Annotated in this window: 21 protein-coding genes; 14 read left to right on the top strand and 7 right to left on the bottom strand. The window is 60.6% G+C overall.

Annotated features, from left to right (window positions below; translation table 11 throughout):
* Positions 1-72 precede the first annotated feature (72 nt).
* The 6 genes from P3T17_RS30125 to P3T17_RS30100 all read left to right on the top strand — a co-directional run bounded on the left by P3T17_RS30125 (position 73) and on the right by P3T17_RS30100 (position 5,489).
* The gene (locus tag P3T17_RS30125) at positions 73-1,179 is read left to right on the top strand and encodes an HlyD family secretion protein (protein WP_429410180.1); all 1,107 of its coding nucleotides are present in this window, start codon (positions 73-75) and stop codon (positions 1,177-1,179) included.
* A gap of 18 nt (positions 1,180-1,197) precedes the next feature.
* A complete protein-coding gene (locus tag P3T17_RS30120) occupies positions 1,198-2,772 on the top strand; it encodes a DHA2 family efflux MFS transporter permease subunit (RefSeq protein WP_074268746.1) in 1,575 nt (524 codons plus the stop codon).
* Positions 2,773-2,780: 8 nt separating this feature from the next.
* The gene (locus P3T17_RS30115; RefSeq protein ID WP_429410178.1) at positions 2,781-4,217 is read left to right on the top strand and encodes an efflux transporter outer membrane subunit; all 1,437 of its coding nucleotides are present in this window, start codon (positions 2,781-2,783) and stop codon (positions 4,215-4,217) included.
* Positions 4,218-4,386: 169 nt separating this feature from the next.
* The gene (locus P3T17_RS30110; RefSeq protein WP_074269485.1) at positions 4,387-4,749 is read left to right on the top strand and encodes a BON domain-containing protein; all 363 of its coding nucleotides are present in this window, start codon (positions 4,387-4,389) and stop codon (positions 4,747-4,749) included.
* A gap of 135 nt (positions 4,750-4,884) precedes the next feature.
* Entirely contained in the window at positions 4,885-5,241 is a 357-nt protein-coding gene (locus tag P3T17_RS30105; protein WP_074268744.1) for a nucleotidyltransferase domain-containing protein, read from the top strand.
* Complete coding sequence (locus P3T17_RS30100) at positions 5,235-5,489, top strand: HEPN domain-containing protein (protein WP_429410176.1); 255 nt, start codon at positions 5,235-5,237, stop codon at positions 5,487-5,489. The genes P3T17_RS30105 and P3T17_RS30100 overlap by 7 nt, the downstream gene beginning before the upstream one ends.
* On the opposite strand, the gene P3T17_RS30095 is transcribed toward P3T17_RS30100, so the two are convergent.
* Both P3T17_RS30095 and P3T17_RS30090 read right to left on the bottom strand, forming a co-directional pair.
* Positions 5,486-6,634: a CmpA/NrtA family ABC transporter substrate-binding protein gene (locus tag P3T17_RS30095; RefSeq protein WP_429410174.1), complete on the bottom strand. Its 1,149-nt coding sequence runs from the start codon at positions 6,632-6,634 to the stop codon at positions 5,486-5,488. The two genes, P3T17_RS30100 and P3T17_RS30095, sit on opposite strands and share 4 nt — an antisense overlap.
* A gap of 10 nt (positions 6,635-6,644) precedes the next feature.
* Positions 6,645-7,220 carry an ANTAR domain-containing response regulator gene (locus tag P3T17_RS30090; RefSeq protein ID WP_429410172.1) on the bottom strand — a complete coding sequence of 192 codons (576 nt, stop codon included), beginning with the start codon at positions 7,218-7,220 and terminating at the stop codon, positions 6,645-6,647.
* Positions 7,221-7,885: 665 nt separating this feature from the next.
* On the opposite strand from P3T17_RS30090, the gene P3T17_RS30085 reads away from it, so the two are divergent.
* From P3T17_RS30085 to P3T17_RS30065, 5 genes are all read left to right on the top strand, one after another.
* Positions 7,886-9,097, top strand: coding sequence for a CaiB/BaiF CoA transferase family protein (locus tag P3T17_RS30085; protein WP_429410376.1), 1,212 nt, complete (start codon positions 7,886-7,888; stop codon positions 9,095-9,097).
* 35 nt (positions 9,098-9,132) lie between these two features.
* The gene (locus P3T17_RS30080) at positions 9,133-10,581 is read left to right on the top strand and encodes an MFS transporter (protein WP_429410170.1); all 1,449 of its coding nucleotides are present in this window, start codon (positions 9,133-9,135) and stop codon (positions 10,579-10,581) included.
* Positions 10,582-10,618: 37 nt separating this feature from the next.
* On the top strand, positions 10,619-11,464 hold the full coding sequence (locus P3T17_RS30075) for a citryl-CoA lyase (RefSeq protein WP_429410167.1): 846 nt from the start codon (positions 10,619-10,621) through the stop codon (positions 11,462-11,464).
* Entirely contained in the window at positions 11,461-12,366 is a 906-nt protein-coding gene (locus P3T17_RS30070; protein ID WP_429410164.1) for an SMP-30/gluconolactonase/LRE family protein, read from the top strand. Before P3T17_RS30075 ends, P3T17_RS30070 begins: the two co-directional genes overlap by 4 nt.
* A 91-nt stretch (positions 12,367-12,457) precedes the next feature.
* The gene (locus P3T17_RS30065) at positions 12,458-13,255 is read left to right on the top strand and encodes an IclR family transcriptional regulator (protein WP_429410162.1); all 798 of its coding nucleotides are present in this window, start codon (positions 12,458-12,460) and stop codon (positions 13,253-13,255) included.
* A 112-nt stretch (positions 13,256-13,367) separates the two neighbouring features.
* Here the strand turns inward: P3T17_RS30065 and infA are convergent, their stop codons facing one another.
* The 3 genes from infA to P3T17_RS30050 all read right to left on the bottom strand — a co-directional run bounded on the left by infA (position 13,368) and on the right by P3T17_RS30050 (position 14,834).
* On the bottom strand, positions 13,368-13,640 hold the full coding sequence (gene infA, locus P3T17_RS30060; protein ID WP_042325066.1) for a translation initiation factor IF-1: 273 nt from the start codon (positions 13,638-13,640) through the stop codon (positions 13,368-13,370).
* Between the two features lie 161 nt (positions 13,641-13,801).
* Positions 13,802-14,083 (bottom strand): hypothetical protein, encoded by a 282-nt coding sequence (locus P3T17_RS30055; protein WP_074268736.1) that lies wholly within the window; start codon positions 14,081-14,083, stop codon positions 13,802-13,804.
* A gap of 532 nt (positions 14,084-14,615) precedes the next feature.
* Complete coding sequence (locus P3T17_RS30050) at positions 14,616-14,834, bottom strand: hypothetical protein (RefSeq protein ID WP_074268734.1); 219 nt, start codon at positions 14,832-14,834, stop codon at positions 14,616-14,618.
* Between the two features lie 270 nt (positions 14,835-15,104).
* Between P3T17_RS30050 and P3T17_RS30045 the strand changes: the two genes are divergently transcribed.
* Positions 15,105-15,299: a YqaE/Pmp3 family membrane protein gene (locus P3T17_RS30045; RefSeq protein ID WP_122158953.1), complete on the top strand. Its 195-nt coding sequence runs from the start codon at positions 15,105-15,107 to the stop codon at positions 15,297-15,299.
* A 130-nt stretch (positions 15,300-15,429) separates the two neighbouring features.
* Entirely contained in the window at positions 15,430-15,645 is a 216-nt protein-coding gene (locus P3T17_RS30040) for a hypothetical protein (protein ID WP_429410160.1), read from the top strand.
* A gap of 40 nt (positions 15,646-15,685) precedes the next feature.
* On the opposite strand, the gene P3T17_RS30035 is transcribed toward P3T17_RS30040, so the two are convergent.
* On the bottom strand, positions 15,686-15,835 hold the full coding sequence (locus P3T17_RS30035) for a hypothetical protein (RefSeq protein ID WP_167379457.1): 150 nt from the start codon (positions 15,833-15,835) through the stop codon (positions 15,686-15,688).
* A 257-nt stretch (positions 15,836-16,092) separates the two neighbouring features.
* Between P3T17_RS30035 and cysC the strand changes: the two genes are divergently transcribed.
* Complete coding sequence (gene cysC, locus P3T17_RS30030; protein WP_429410157.1) at positions 16,093-16,680, top strand: adenylyl-sulfate kinase; 588 nt, start codon at positions 16,093-16,095, stop codon at positions 16,678-16,680.
* Here cysC and P3T17_RS30025 read toward each other — a convergent pair.
* Positions 16,677-16,979, bottom strand: coding sequence for a 2Fe-2S iron-sulfur cluster-binding protein (locus tag P3T17_RS30025; RefSeq protein ID WP_429410155.1), 303 nt, complete (start codon positions 16,977-16,979; stop codon positions 16,677-16,679). The genes cysC and P3T17_RS30025 overlap by 4 nt on opposite strands.
* Positions 16,980-17,013: the final 34 nt, after the last annotated feature.

The raw sequence follows: 17,013 nt of genomic DNA, 5'->3' as shown, positions 1-17,013 counted from the left end.
AAGATTGGGCCGTTGGCCCAGGCAGTAAAGGCAATTTTCCATTCAATTTTGTGCATATACACAGGTGAAAACATGTCGAGTCCTTCAACACCCGTTCCAGTCGTTCCCGCGGCCCCTACCGAAGCTGCCAAGGGCAGGCGCATTCCATGGATGCGCCTTGCCTATGGTCTCGTGGCGGTGGTCCTTGCAGCCGCTGCGGGCTACTGGTTCCTTGTCCTGCGCTTCGAGCAATCTACCGACGATGCCTACGTCGGCGGCAACGTGACCGTGATGGCGCCAAAGGTCAACGGCTTCGTCACGGACATCCTCGTGCAGGACAACCAGCACGTCAGCGCAAACCAGGTGCTGATCCGGCTGGACGCGCGCGACTATGACGCCAAGCTTGCGCAGGCCACGGCAGAAGTGGATAGCGCCCGTGCCGCCGTATCGGAGTTGCAGGCGCAACAGGTCTTGCAGGCGGCGGTGATCAACCAGCACCAGGCGGAAGTGCGGGCCTCTTCGGCTGAACTGACGCGTAGCGCTCAGGACCAGACGCGTTATCGCGAACTGGTCAAGGACGACGCCGTGTCCAACCAGATTGTCGAGCGTGCCGACGCGGATTTCTCCAAGGCACAGGCCGCGGTGCAAAGCAGTGGGGCAGCGGTGCTTGCTGCTCAACGAGAACTGGATGTGCTGGGCGCGCAGATCGCCGATGCGCAGGCGCGCGTCAACACGGCGCTGGCCGCGCAACGGGTCGCACAACTGAACGTCGAATACTCGACGATCCGCTCGCCGGTGGACGGTTATATCGGCAATCGCACCGCGCGGGTCGGTATGTTGGCCAATATCGGCGCACCTTTGCTGACGGTGGTGCCGTCCACCGATCTCTGGGTGGACGCGAACTTCAAGGAAGATCAACTCAGGAAAATGCAGATCGGCGACAAGGCCGACGTGGCGCTCGACGCATCGAGCATCCCCGTGCACGGCTATGTCGAAAGCCTGGCGCCTGCTACCGGCGCCACCTTCAGCGTGCTGCCGCCCGAAAACGCGACCGGCAACTTCACCAAGATCGTGCAGCGCGTACCAGTACGGATTCGCCTGAACGTGCCGCGCGGCATGGAGAACGTATTGCGCCCCGGTCTGTCTGCGACCGTCGAAGTGCATCTCGCGGACGGCTCGCAAGCATCGAGCGCTCATTGAGCGGACAAGGCCAACATCATGACAAGCGCTCATCCCCTCGATCCGGCGTCCCAGCCGATGCGGCAACGCGTGTTTGCATTCGCACTCATGTGTCTGGGATTTTTTATGGCAACCCTGGATATCCAGATCGTCGCGTCCTCGTTGAGGGACATTGGCGGCGGCCTCTCTGCGAGTCAGGATGAGTTGTCGTGGGTCCAGACGGCTTATCTGATCGCGGAAATTCTCGTGATTCCGATGTCCGGCTGGCTTTCCAAAGTGTTTTCAACGCGCTGGCTGTTCGTCGCCTCTGCGGTGGGTTTTACCATTACCAGCATGCTGTGCGGCATCGCTTGGGACATCAACTCGATGATCCTGTTTCGCGGCCTGCAGGGTGCCATGGGCGCGGCGATGATCCCGACGGTATTCACCACGGCTTTCGTGCTGTTCCCCGGCAAGCAGCGGCTGGTTGCGTCTACCACGATCGGCGCGTTGGCTTCGCTTGCGCCGGCGATCGGGCCGGTAATCGGCGGCTGGATCACCGATCAGTGGTCGTGGCACTGGCTGTTCTATCTGAATGTCGTGCCAGGTGTCGTGGTGGCTGCGCTGGTGCCGAAGTATGTGAATGTCGATAAGCCGGATCTGTCGTTGCTGAAGAAGGGCGATTATCTGGGAATCCTGCTGATGAGTGGATTTCTCGGTTGCCTCGAATATGTGCTGGAAGAAGGTCCGCGCAAGAACTGGTTCGGCGATCACATCATCATTACCTGTACGTGGATTTCGGCGATCTGCGGCTTTCTCTTTCTCGTGCATGCGCTGACCACCGATGACCCCATCGTCGATCTGCGTGCGCTGGTGGTAAGGAATTTCGGCATCGGCAGCTTGCTGTCGTTCATCACCGGAATCGGGATCTTTGTGGCGGTGTTTCTCACGCCTGAGTTTCTCGGCCAGGTTCGCGGCTTCAGTTCGCTGCAGATCGGTATCGCGCTGCTTTCGGTCGGAGTATTCCAGTTGTTCGCCCTCGGGGTCTATGCCATGGTGGCGCGCTTTGTCGATATGCGCCTGTTGTTGCTGTTCGGGTTGATCTGCTTCGGCCTCGGCTGTTACCTGTATGTACCGCTGACGCACGATTGGGGCTGGCAGCAACTGCTGTTGCCGCAGGCGTTGCGCGGCATCGGTCAGCAGTTCGCAGTGCCACCGATTGTCACGATGGCGCTCGGATCGCTACCCCAGTCGCGGCTGAAGTCAGCCAGTGGACTGTTCAATCTGATGCGTAATCTGGGCGGCGCGATCGGCATTGCGGTTAGCGCGACCATGCTCAACGACCGCCTCAACTTCCACTATCTGCGGCTCAACGAAAGCGTCACGACCGGCAGTCCGCAAGTCGAGTCCTTGCTGACCGAGCAAACCGCGCATTGGTCATCCGTGGCAGGCGATGTGCTCAACACGACCCAGTCCGGGCTCGCCAATCTTCACGCACTGGTGTTGCGCGAAGCCCTGGTGCTGACCTACTCGGACACCTTCTATGTGCTGTCGCTGTGCTTCATCGTGGCAATAGCAAGTGTGCTGTTTTCCAAACCTTTCTCTAACAGTGCGCCGCCGCCTGACGCACATTGAGGCCAATCATGAAAAAGCTCCTGATAGAAATTATGGCTTGTGTTTTGCTGGCCGCATGTGCGGTTCAGCCGGCTACTCACGCTGATTTGCCGGCCACGGTGAGAACCGTCGCACCGGCTAGCTGGAGCGTCGAAGCACCGAAGGATGCTGTCGACGCAAAGACCTGGTGGTCGCAGTTCGGCGATCCGGTACTCGACGAACTGGTCGACTCTGTGCTGACCGGCAACCTGGATCTGCGGGCAGCCGCGGAGCGCGTCAAGCAGGCGCAAGCGATTACCACGCAGAAGCACGCGGTGCTGCTGCCGGAACTCGACGCGACCGCGACCGCTGCCGATAGCCGTATCAACACGCCGCCGCCGCTCGGCTACGTGCGTGAGGGCGGCGTAGGTCTCGCGCTGAACTGGTCGCCCGATGTGTTCGGCGGAGAACGGCTCGATCTGCTGGCGGCCCAGGCGCAACTGGTCGGACAACAGCATGCCGAGGATGCACTGCGGCTTGCGCTCGCAGCCAACACCGCATCGGCCTATGTCGATTTGCGCTGGGCGCAATCGGAACTGAAGATTCTGCAGGATAACCAGGTAATCCGGCAGCGTGCATTGCAATTGACTCAGGAACGTCTCAAGTACGGCTTGTCGACGCAACTCGATGTCGCTCGTGCACAGAATCAACTGGATGAACTGCAGGCGCGAATCCCACGCGCTCAATCGACGATCGAACATGAGCTTAGCCTGATTACCGTGTATTCGGGCCGCACGCCGGAGTCGGTGGACAAGCTGGTGCTGGCCACGCCTGGTCCGATTCCTAACCCGGAAGGTGCCGCGCCTACAACGCTGCCGTCCGAAGCCTTGCTGCGCCGTCCCGATGTGCTGGTGGCCTATGCCACCGTCGAACAGCGTGCCGCGGAAGTGGGGGTGTCGAGAGCGGAGCGTTACCCGAAATTCCAGCTGAATCTGAGCGATGGCTTGCTGGCCGCTTCATATATTGGCTTGCCGACATTGACCGATAACCTGTTTAGCGCGGCATTGAACGCCAGCAGTCCGATTTTCAACGCAGGCCGGATCACGGCGGATATTCAGCAAAGTGAAAGCAAAATGCGCGAATCGCAGCTGAATCTGCAGCAGACGATGTTGCAGGCGCTCAGGGAAGTGGAAGATACCCGCAGCGATCTGGTCAGCACGACAGCATCGACGCAAAAACTGAACGATGCGCTGGGCGCGTCGGACCAGTCGCTCAAGCTGGCGAACCAGTTGTATAAAGGCGGCGCGACGGACTTCCTCGATGTTTTGTCGGCGCAGCAGACGTATCTGCAGGACTCCGATTCGCTGAATCAGGCGAAGCGCGAGCATGCGTTGGCTGCGGTGGCGTTATACCGCTCGCTTGGGGGCGGGTGGAGTCAGTCGGCGGGACCAGCGCTTGCTTCCAGCGATCATGCTGCCGGCGAATGAGAACGGCTGGAAAAATAACGGTTGTCGGACGCTTTGCGCTTTCGCTTTGCTAGCCGATGAATTAGATTGAACAAGGTCGGCGCGTCGTCTACCCGTTTAATCGGCAATTTTCAGACCTTCCCGCAGACGAATGACGCTGGCCAACGATTGGCAATAACAGGAGATGAACGTGAAGACAGCCGGAATCTTGAGCGCTTTATGTCTGACAGCGGCGGTTGCGATGCCCGTTGCCGCTTATGCGCAAGCTAGCGACGCGATGTCCGCACCAGACACCAGTTCGATGACGAGTTCCAAAAAAGCCGTTTCGAAGGCAGACCGGGCGCTTGCGCGGGCTGTACGCCGCGCGCTATCGAAGGCCCAGGGGTTTAACGTTTCGAATGTGTACGTGCGAGCGCGCAGCGGTGCGGTGACACTGTCCGGTAGCGTCGATACCGGAGATCAGATTACTCAGGCTGAAACGGTTGCGAAGTCAGTGTCTGGGGTGAATTCGGTGTCGAACAAGCTGACGCTGTTTCATGGGGGGAATGGTTAGGCGAGCGGGCGGCTAAGCGCTTCACTGAGTCCATGTGTCTGTCTCGCCACGCTGCTGATGTTCCCGCCGGCCCGACGCCCGCGTGGTGTCCTGTTATATGATACTCAGTGAATAGTTACTAATGTGGCGTGGCATATGCACACCCTGACTGAACATCCGATTGATTCCGCTACAAAGCAGACTGCATTCGCCTTTCTCGACAGGGCGGCCCAGGCATTTACGGTGACAGGCGCAATACTCTTCGGGAGCCGCGCGAAGGGCGAGTTTCGCCCGGATAGCGATGCCGATATTGCCGTTGTGCTGCCAGGAAGCAGGGGCGAGTTTATGGACGCCAAATTGACGCTGGCGGATCTGGCTTTCGATGTGCTGCTGGAAACGGGAATCCGGGTTCAACCGCTTCCCGTTTGGGAAGAGGAATGGGCACATCCCGAGTTGTATTCCAATCCTGAGTTGCTGCGCAATATCGAAAGCGATGGGGTGCGTTTGTGGTGAACGCGCGTGAGCTGTTGGCGAAGGCGATTCGCGCATCATCGTCAGCGGCATTGTTGCTCGGCGACGGCGATGTCAACGGGGCATGCAATCGCGCCTACTACGCGATGTTTGACGCAGCTCGCGCAGCACTTCTGGCCGCCGGTGCGCCTGTCGATCCAAACGTGGTACGAACGCATAACGGTGTTATCGCTGCTTTTGGTCTGCATCTGGTAAAGGGGGGGCAGGTCCAGCGCCGGCCGCCCCGTTAGGCATGAATCTCGAACCCAGTCGCATAGCGATCGGGTTCGCTACCGTCCCACACCCGGCCATCTATCAGTCGCTGCGAGACGCTTTCAGCCGGAATCGCAATACCCATGCTTTCCGCCGCATCACGATACAACTCGGTCTGATTGATCGCCGCTGCGATCTCGCGATAATCGTCGCGGTGCGCGATCATCCCCCAGCGTTCGTATTGAGTGAGAAACCATACGCCATCGTCCGCTCTCGGATAGTTCACCGTACCGTCTTCGAAAAACCGCACCGGTAGACGACCAGGAGTCAGCGATCCGCTATCGTGCGTTAGCCGCTTTGCAATCAACGCTTCATCGATACCGATAAACTCCGGCCGCACCAGCCAACGCGCAATCTCGTTGCGATGTCCGTCGCCGTCGAGCCAGCGGCACGCTTCAAGCATGGTTTGCACCAACGCCTTCGCCGTATGGGGATGCTGGTCCACGAAATCGCGTCGGCAGGCGAGCACCTTCTCCGGATGGTCGGGCCAGATCTCGCTGCTGTACGCGATCGTGCGACCAACGCCGCGCGCTTCAGCGGCGGCATTCCACGGTTCGCCGACACACAGCCCATCGAGCCGGTCTTCGGCCAGCGCCGCGACCATATAAGGCGGCGGAATTACAACGCTTTCGATATCGCGCAACGGATGTACGCCCTGCGACGCCAGCCAGTAGTAGAGCCACATGGCATGCGTGCCGGTCGGGAAAGTCTGCGCAAACACCGGCTTGCGACCGAGCGTCGCCAATGCACGCGGGAGCGTTTGATATTCGCTCAACGCGTCGGCGAGGCGGTTCGAAAGCGTAATAGCCTGACCGTTGCGGTTGAGCACCATCAGGACGGCCATATCCGTTTGTGGACCACCCAGGCCGAGCTGTACGCCATACGCGAGACCGTATAGCGCGTGAGCGGCATCCAGTTCGCCAGCAAGCAGTTTGTCGCGCAGCGCGGCCCATGACGGTTGACGCAATAATTCCAGAGTCAGGCCATGCGCGTGCCCGAATTCGAGCAGCTTCGCCGCGACGAGCGGTGCCGCGTCAGCGAGCGAGACAAAGCCCAGCCGCAGATGCGTTTTCTCTAGCCGCATAGGTGCGGAGGGTTGGCTAATGGGAGCAGGTTGGTTCATGAGCCACGCTCTATTTGGGCAAGTCTGCGGTCATGACGATTTGGCGCGCGACCTCGACGAGCTTGACGCCCTGGTTCATTGCACGCTTGCGCAGGTTTGCATACGCGGCGTGTTCGGTCATTTTCTGCTGATCCATCAGCAGACGTTTGGCGCGGTCGATCAGCTTGCGCTCGGCCAGTTCGTTTTCGGCCTGGGCGAGACGTTCGCGTAGCTGGCTTTCCTGGGCGAAGCGGGCGAGCGCTACCTCGAGGATCGGCGCGAGCTTTTCTGTCGCAAGTCCCTCGACGAGGTAAGCGGTGACGCCAGCGCCTACGGCGTCGCGAATCAGTTGCTGGTTGGTGTCGTTGCTGAACATTAGCACGGGGCGTGGGGCGGTCGCGTTCATTACCGCCAGCTGTTCGAGCGTGTCGCGTGATGGCGATTCAGTGTCGATGATGATCACATCGGGCCGCTCGCTTTCCACTCTCCTGTGCAGCGCCTGCGAGGCCGCGGTGCCTGCCAGCATGTCGTAGCCTAGCCGCGCAAGGGCTTCGCGCAGATCGCCAATCGGCTTATCGGTGTCGGTTACGAGCAGTACACGCAGCATGGGTCGGCAGGGGGGCGGCGGCTTTTGGCGGGTCGGGTGAGGCTTTGTAGGTTTCGCCGTTTCAGTCAGCGGGCGATGGACGCCGAGAGACTGGAAGCAAGCTATATGCCATTGATGCTCGTTGCTGTAAGCGGTTTTGGGCTGAACATGCAACCGCCGGCGGGTCTGGGGCGCACCGCGGTGGTGCGATGCGTACGCAGCGCACAGGAGTGGCGCGTGATAGGCAACTGTGTAGTTAAGCCGTGCTCACTTCTGCTTCTGGCATTCATAGCGAAGGTGATGAATTCCACCAGACCGCTTTCGCTCAATACCCCCCGGCCATCGTAATCGCCCTTACGACGTGGGTCGGCCGCTACGAGACGGGTGTAATACGCCGCTTGCTCTCGCGCCAAACCTCGCATGGGCGACCAGAGCCCGCGCGTGAGTCCCAGCGCCGAAAGTCGGATATGCGTACGCTGGTCATGGCGATTCGGGCTAACGCGGCGAATGTTAGAGAGGCGTTTCCCTGTTGCTGTCACTCACCTTCGCACGCTCCGCAGTGCTAGCTGCTCGGTGGTAACCCCTATTCCCCACCCTAATCCCAAGGACCACAATCCGCCCAATCGAATTATAGAACGGCGTTCTATCAGATAGAACGACAATCAGAACCCCAGTAAAGGCTCGTGATGGTTTCTCTCCCGCTTTCCGGCATTCGCGTGCTGGATTTGTCCAATGTCCTTTCCGGCCCGTTCTGCACCTATCAGCTTGCGCTGCTCGGCGCCGACGTCCTGAAGATCGAGAATCCCGCTGGCGGCGATCTCGCCCGTCGCTTAGGCGCCGACCCGCAAGCGTCGGCGCGAAATATGGGCGCGTCGTTCGTGGCCGTGAACGCCGGCAAGGAGTCGCTGACGCTCAATCTGAAGCACGAGGCGGGCAAAGAGATCCTGCGCAAGCTCGTGGCCGAGTCCGATGTGCTGGTCGAGAACTTCCGCCCGGGCGTGATGGACCGCCTGGGTGTGGGCGCGGCAGCGCTACTCGAAGTGAACCCGCGGCTCGTCTACTGCGCGATCTCGGGTTTCGGCAATGACGGTCCGTTGGCGCATCGTCCTGCTTATGACCAGATCATCCAGGGCATGTCGGGGGCAATGAGCGTGACAGGCGATGCCGAAAGCGCACCGTTGCGCGTCGGCTACCCGGTGTCGGACACCGTCGGCGGCATGAGCGCAGCGCTGGCGATCTGCGCGGCTGTGGTGGCAGCTCAACGCACCGGCGAGGGAAGGGTGATCGATGTGTCGATGCTGGAAGCGACACTCTCCAGCATGGGCTGGGTGGTCTCCAACTATCTGAATGCCGGCGTGACGCCCACGCCGATGGGCAATGAAAACTTCACGGCCGCGCCGTCCGGGACCTTCGTCTGCGGCGAGGGCATGCTGAATATCGCCGCTAACGAGAACAAGCAGTTTATTGCGTTATGCGAACTAATCGGCCGGCCGGATTTGCCACATGACGAACGCTTTAGCGAGCGCAATTCACGCAAGCAGTATCGCCTCGAACTGAAGCACGAGATCGAAGCCGCGCTCACTCGCGACGTCGCCAGCAACTGGGAGCAACGCATGACGGAGGCCGGCGTGCCGGCCGGCCTGGTACTGAGCGTACCGGAAGCAATCAGCCAGCCGCAACTGGTCGAACGCGCTTTTGTCCACGAGTTGCAGGACGGTGAGACGGTCCAGCGTGTGACCCGCGCGGGCTTTCGCTTTGTCGACGCCAAAGGAGAAATTTCGAGCGGTGCGCCTACCTCGCGCGCGCCGCATTTGTCCGAGCACACAGACGCGCATTTGCAGCGTCTGGGGTTCGACGCCAGCGCCATTGCGCAACTGCGAAAAGACGGCGCTATTTAAGCCCGCGTCCCGAAGAGACCTGAATGGGGAAATTCATGAGACAAGCATCAGATACGATCGCCCGTAGCACCTTTGCGGACGGCGTGGAACACCGCGTCGATCAGGAGAGCCAGGCACGCGGTATTGTCGCGCGCCTGGACCGGTTGCCTGCCACGCGGCATATCTGGACCATTGTGTTCCTGCTATCGCTCGGCGGCTGTTTCGAGTTCTACGATCTGTTTATGACCGGCTATATTGCGCCGGGGCTGATTGTGAGCGGATTGTTCGTCAAGACGTCGACATCGATCTTCGCCATGAACAGCATCGCTGCGTTTGTGGCGTCGACATTTCTCGGGCTCTTTATCGGCACCATGGGACTCGGCTTTCTTGCCGATCGTTTCGGACGCCGACGCATCTTCGTGGTGGCCTTGCTGGGCTACACGGCGGCGAGCCTCATGATGGCGTTTCAGCAAAGCGCCCTCGGCGTGAATCTGTTTCGTCTGCTTGCGGGGATCGGCCTTGGCGTCGAGATGGTGACCATCAACACCTACGTCGCGGAGCTGATACCGAAGAATCTGCGTGGCCGCGCCTTTGCAATCACGCAAATCGTGCCCTACTGCGCGGTGCCGGTGGTCGCATTAATGTCGTGGTGGCTCGTGCCGCAACAACCATTCGGTCTCGATGGCTGGCGCTGGGTCGTGCTGGCGAGCGCCGTCGGCGCGGCAATCGTATGGGTTATCCGGCTAGGCATTCCGGAAAGTCCGCGCTGGCTTGTGACGCGTGGCCGACTCGATGAAGCGGCGCGGGTGACGCAGCAGATCGAGCGCATTGTCGAGCGCCAGTATGGCCGACCATTGCCGGCGGCGGTTCCGCATGCGCACAGCGTGCCGACTGTCGAGCGCCGCTTTCGCGACATCCTCAAAGCGCCGTATCTGAAGCGCACGATCATGATGTCGGTCTATAACGCGGTCTCGGTGATCGGCTTTTACGGCTTTAGCAACTGGATTCCTTCGCTACTTACGAGCAAGGGCATCAATCTCGTGCATAGCCTGCAGTACTCCTTCCTGATGTCGATTGCGTTGCCGCTCGGGCCTGCGCTGTTTTTCTACTTTGCCGACAGGATCGAGCGTAAGTGGAGTCTGGTCGGCTCGTCGGGTGCGATCGCCGTATTCGGGCTCGCTTTCGCGCATCAGACCGGCTCGCTGGGGCTCATTGTTTTCGGCTTCTGTATGAACCTCGCGCTGACCATCATGACTTACTCGTTTCAGACCTATCAGTCTGAACTGTATCCGACCGAAATCCGTGCGCGGGCGATTGGCTTTGTCTACTCATGGAGCCGCCTGAGCGCGATCTTTTCCGGCTTTCTGGTGGCATTCTTTCTGCGCGATTTCGGCGCGAATGGCGTGTTCGTCATGATCAGCAGTTGCATGGTGTTTGTGATGCTGCTGATCGGAATCATGGGACCCGCCACTAAAGGCCTCGCGCTCGAAGACATCAATCGCTGATACAACCGACATCACCGACATCACCGACACAACCGCTATGACTCAAACCCCGCTCGACTCCGCCACGCTCGCTGCCGATTACTGGAGCACCTCGATCATCGATATTCACCCGGGCTCGATCCAGGTGCGCGGCTATCCGATTCAGGAGCTGATCGGGCGGATCAGTTTTCCGCAGATGATCTGGCTGATGCTGCGCGGCGATTTGCCGGGCGCGGGTGAGGCACGTCTGCTGGAAGCAGCGCTGGTGGCCTCCGTCGATCATGGTCCGCATGCGCCTTCCATTGCGATTTCGCGTATGGCGGCGAGTTGTGGATTGCCGCTGAACGGTGCCATGGCCTCGGCGCTGAATACCCTCGACGATGTGCACGGCGGCGCAGGGCAACAGGCCGTCGAGCTTTTCCATGCGATCGAACGTGCGCAGGCCGACGGCGCAACGCTGGAAGCAGCGGTCGAGACACGCATTGACCACTTCATTGCAGAGCACGGCAAATATCTGCCGGGTTTCGGGCACCGCTTCCACCCTGTCGATCCGCGCGCGGGCCGCCTGCTTGGCATGGTCGACGAAGCCGCCGCCGAAGGTTTCGTGTCCGGACGATACGCCGCCATCGGGCGTGCTATCGAGGCCTTGCTCAAGCAGCGCAAAGCGAAGCCAATTCCGATGAATATCGACGGCGCCACCGCCGTCATTTACGCCGAGCTTGGCTTCGCCCCCGAACTGGCGCGCGGCGTCTTTTGCCTGTCACGCGCGGTCGGCATTCTGTCTCATGCGTGGGAGCAGCGCGGCCGCGGCGAGCGCAACAAGGGACCGATGCCGCGCCAGATGGCCTATCGCTATACCGGGCCCGCAACACGCCATCTCGAGCAGGAAGAGGAGGGGCAATGAACTGGTCTCCTGTGCCGCCCATCGTCGGAACCGCGATCCTGACGGCCATGCCGCAACCGATGCGCCGCCACGACGTGACGGAGTGGTCGCGCGCCAACAAGGGCGGGGCAGTGGTGGATTCGTTTATCGAAGGGCCATGCTTCGACCCGCATGGCAATCTGTATCTGGTCGATATTCCGTACGGCCGCATCTTGCGGATTTCGCCGGAGTTCGAATGGAGCGTGGTGGCCGAATACGATGGCGAGCCAAATGGCCTCGCATGGCATCCCGATGGCCGGCTGCTGATCGCAGACTACAAGAACGGCATCCTCGCATTCGATCCGGAGAGCGGCGCGCTCAGCCCGGTCATCGCACGGCGCAACAGCGAGCGTTTCAAAGGACCGAACGATCTGATCGTCGCGAGCAATGGCGATATCTACTTTACCGATCAGGGCCAGACGGGCTTGCATGACCCCACGGGGCGTGTCTACCGGCTGCGTCCCGATGGACGGCTCGACTGTCTGATTACGAACGGCCCGAGCCCGAATGGACTGGTGCTAAGTCCCGACGAAAAGGTGCTGTTTGTTGCGATGACGCGTGACAACTCGGTGTGGCGCCTGCCGCTGCTCGATGATGGCAGCACCAGCAAGGTGGGGCGCTTTGCTCAGTTCTATGGCGTCAGCGGCCCTGACGGCCTGACGATGGACCGCGACGGCAATCTGTTTGTCGCGCATGCATCGCTTGGCGCGGTGTTCGTGCTGAATCCGCATGGCGAGGGGATCGCCAAAATCGAATCGTGCGCGGGCCGTACGATCACCAATGTCACGTTTGGCGGACCGCATCACAGCTCTGTATTCATCACGGATTCGAGTACCGGGTCGGTCTTGACGGCGCAGTGGAATACACCCGGCCGCGGCGGGTAAGATAGCGTTCTGCCGGGCATAACGCCGGTCAATCCGGCGTTTCTCAACGTTGCTCCCCAGCGCTTTTCACCGCTCGCCTCGCACACTCCCTATGGCTGCCTCAAGATCTTCCCGCGCTTCCGGTCCCTCCACCGCGGACGCCGACGCTGCCGCGGGTCCTTCGCACGCACCCGACGGCGTCGCCGCGCTCGATCGCGCCTTCGCCATCCTGTTCGCGTTTCGCCCTGACGATAAAGGCGTCTCCCTCGCCGAACTTGCCGCTCGCACGGGCCTCTACAAAAGCACGATCCTGCGGTTGATCGCGTCGCTTGCGCATCACCGGATGCTGCTGCGCTCGGACGATGGTCTCTACTACGTCGGTCCGGCGACGTTGCAACTGGGCGCGCTGTATCAGCGCAGTCTGCAACTAGGGGATGTGGTGTTGCCGTTGATGCGCCGCCTGCGCGACGCCAGCGGCGAAAGCGTGTCGTTCTACGTGCGGCAGAAAGATCTGCGCGTGTGTTTGCATCGCGTCGATTCGACCCACGCGATCCGCGATCACGTGCGCGAGGGCGACGTCCTGCCAATGGACAGAGGCTCAGGCGGACGCGTGCTAAGCGCGTTCGACGGCGGTCATGGAGAACTGTTCGAGCGAATCCGCCGCGACGGCTATTACCTGTCGGTGGGAGAGCGGGATGCCGATACGGCGGGGGTTTCGACGCCGGTGTTTTCGGCGGCACGGCCGCTTGCCGGCGTGTTCACGCTGGCAGGGCCACGTTCGCGAGTCGATGAGGCGCTGATGTTGCGCATGCGTCAGCCGATGCTGGACGCGGCAATCGAAGCCAGCGAGCAGCTCGGCGGCGATGCGACTCCACTGCGCGCCGCTCTGGCATTACTCAAGCCGGAGTAGGCGCGCGAGAAGTTTCGCTAGCGGGTGGAGGCAATCAACAGGCCATCAACACGATGGCTCTTCAACACCAGCCCGCAAGGCGGCAGTAAACGCGCCGCCATTTCAACTACGATTAGCGACGACGGAACTGCGTATTGCGGGCGCCGCCGCCACCGGAGGCGCGTTCGTCCTTGTGACGGAAATTGATCCGTCCTTTGGTCAGGTCGTAGACCGACAGTTCGAGCGTCACGCGGTCGCCCGCGAGAATACGGATGTGATTCTTGCGCATGCGTCCGGACGCATAAGCGCCAACTACGACGCCGTTGTCGAGCGTCACGCGGTAACGGCTATCCGGAAGTACTTCGTCGACGATACCGTCAAGTTCAAGCAGTTCTTCTTTCGCCATGCATTACTCCTGGTCGATGGGGTAAGGGTGCCTTGCTCAATGGCAGAGCTTGTAATGAGGTAGGACGGGTGCCGTCACGGCGCACCCGCAGAGGATGGAGCGGCGCGGCGCGGCGCGCGAGGCGCACCTTGCGTAGATGGGGGCAGTTTTGCGATTGCCAATCAAAGATCGGCCACCGACTGGCCGTCTACGCGGCCGTCGATCAACTGTTCAGCGTGCGCCATGCAAGCGATGCGGGCCTTGCCCGTGCCTTCGAACGGCCACAGATACGGCAGGCGGAACACCCGGCCGTCGGCTGCGGGATTGGCGCCAACGCGGCAGATGCGCACCGAGGCTTCGTAGCCTGCGTCCGGATTGCGGCTGGTCGTGCCGTCAGCGGGACGGCGCGGATACACGAGCGGATGAATTTCGTAGCCCTTGTAGGTCTTTACAACTTGATTCATGAAGTACTTGTCCTGTAATACGTGGCTGCCGTGTCAGGCGTGTTACGCCCGGCACAACAGGCCCGGCAGCGCAGCACCTTGGGGCGCGCCGCCATGGAAAAAGAGTGGCACAGGCCCGATGGCAGGGGGCTTGAGCGCAGCCGCGCAAAATCGCGGATTGGATGGAGAAGAAACACGCTAATGTCGCGTGGACATCAGGCGCATGAAAACTGCACAACTCGCGACGGCGAATGCATGTTACGCATTGCCGGAGTGACGGGATCGCCGACAGGCGGCGGTCGAACAGTCGGGGGTACTGCGGAGATGCCGATTGGTGCTGCCGATACTGCAGGTGCCGAATACAGCTATTCCAATATGATGCACTAAATGGGCCAGCTTGGATAGCAAAACCTGCCGCGCGAGCAACGGCGGGCCTGAAAACGGCACGGCAGACGCTCTCGTGGACCCCGTTGCGAGCGGCGAGAGGATGCCCGGACGGACGGCATGGGAGGGCGCCAGCGCTTCCGGCCGGCGACTCTTTATGGTGATCGTGTCAGCGGGTGGTTTCCGCGACGCGTTTCTTCAGTTCACGTGAGGCGGCGAGCGGAATGCGGGCGTCATCCCAAACGGCTAGCCACTCGACTTCCTTCGACGTGAATACCTGCCCGTAATTGCGCAGCGTGTATTGCAGCGAATCAATGATGTGATTGCGGATGATTTCCGGCGTGCCTTCATCGTCAAGCACGGCGCGAAACGCTTCTAGCGTGGCCATCTGTTGCTCCGTGGAATAGGGATTACCCATAGGTGTTTCCCTTATCGCACGAAAAAATTCTGCCCGCCACGCGAACAAAAATGCATCTGTGTCTGCGGACCCACAGCCCTAAGGTCCGCAAACCGCCAATGGTACGATCTTGGCGCGTCCAGCTCCGGTCATTTTCGAGCGGTCGAATACGAAGCCGGCAGTGCGCCGCGCTTCGCTCCAGTCAATTGATCCGGTACGCCGCTTCGAGTCAGGCAAGCCGGATGTCATAAGGAAATCTGCATGCGCCTGCTGCTTGCCATCATCCTGCCGTGGTTTCAGTTCTTTACGATCGGCCGGCCGTTCGCCGGGATCATCTGCCTGATTTTGCAGATCACATTGATTGGCTGGATTCCAGCAGCGATCTGGTCGGTATATGCGCTGAGCCAGTACAAGACCGACCAGAAAATCGAACGCGCGCTAGGTTCGCGCAGGTGAGACAGTTGCGACGGAATCCGGGTGTCCTTTGATGCATGGAACACGGGTTTCGTCGGCTGGGCGGGGGCTCGGGCGGGGAGGCACGCCGTTTGCTTGGTGAGGCTACCCGAAGCACATAACGAGAATCACCATGCGCCCTGACCACACCGCTGCCGACTACGCCTCGCCCCGCCCGGTACTACCGCTCGCACCGCCCGAGGCGAACGCTGAGGCTTCCCGTTCACAACGGCATGGCGGCTCGCTGGCTCGCGTCACGTTCTGCTTCGCGTGGCTGTTCGGACTTGAAGCATTTCTGGCGGGCGGCGCGCCCGAGTCAACTGGCCTCGACATCGACGGCCATCGTTAAGCCGAGCGCTTGAAAAAATCGCCAGCCTCGCGCGCAGCTTTTACATTGGCCGGCTTACCTTGAGGGTTTCAAGCGAGCGGCGGCGCCATTCGCCGGGGGTGAAATGGCCAGTGAGCGGATTGATACGACGCGCGAACCCGATCAGCGCCCATATGGCTAGCGGCGACAAGATAAAAAATGCGAGCAGCATGATGCGTTCACGGTGATGGAGTGCCGTGAGTGTAGTCCGTTGCCTGCTTGAGAAAATCAGCTGAAATGACAACACACTGTTCATTCAACGCGAATGACCGGGCGCGGCCGGTTTCCACCTGGAACGCCGTCGCCGGACAACGCATCCATTCCCCAATGCGGCGGCGAAATTTTCGGTAAAGAGACTATTTTTTTCTGCGACGGAAAATCGGCGCGCAAACGTTAAAGTGAGGTCGAAAATAATCTGGATGCGATTTCATGAACGCCAATGTTGGATTGACGAGCGCCGATTTACCGCCGGTTATCTGGATGACGGGACTGCCAGGTGCGGGTAAGACCACGATAGCGCAGGCACTGAACAGAGCATTGCTGGAGCAGGGCACAAAAGTCGTGGTGCTCGACGGCGATACGCTTAGAGAGGGCCTGTGTTCGGATCTGGGATTTTCAGATCTTGACCGCCTCGAAAATGTTCGCCGCATTGCTCATGTTGCGAGACTGTTTCAGCAGATGGGTCACGTGGTGCTGGTCGCCACCATTTCGCCGCTCGCCGCTCAGCGTGAGTTGGCCCGGGGGATTATCGGCGCTGGCTTTCTGGAAACTTTCATTTCGGCGTCCGCCGAGCTTTGCTCGCAGCGCGATCCGAAGGGCATGTACGCGCAGGCGCGACTCGGCAAGATTGCACAATTCACCGGCGTCTCGTCTGCTTATGAGGTTCCGGCCAACCCGGATCTCGTGATCGAGACGTCGCGTTGCCGGGTCGAAAGCGCGGTGGCCACCATTATTTTGCGTCTGGGCAAGCGTGTGCGAACGGAGAGCGTGAAGGGTGCGGGACATCAAAGCCGCTAGATTATCTCCACGGCGTCCGGTACCTCGATCACCACATCCGATTGCGCCACCGCTACGCAGGGCAGGATAAATCCTTCGGCCTTCTCTTCGCGGCTCAATCCCGGCCATTCGATGATGTACGAGACCGCGCCGCTGACCAGCCGGCACATACACGTCCTGCATGTGCCATTGCGGCACGAGCGCGGCAAACGCAGATTGGCGAAGCCGGCGGCTTCGAGCACGGTCAGCGAGTCGGGGGCTTCGAACGTGCGGCCGAGTGGCTCGACCCGCACCGAGAATGGGGGCTTGGTTTCGGACATTGCTTCAGACAGCGACCATCGTGCGTGGGATTGG

The organism is Paraburkholderia sp. GAS82 (assembly GCF_050436285.1).
Taxonomy (GTDB): Bacteria; Pseudomonadota; Gammaproteobacteria; order Burkholderiales; family Burkholderiaceae; genus Paraburkholderia; species Paraburkholderia phenazinium_B.
This window is presented reverse-complemented; position numbering and strand designations above follow the sequence as displayed.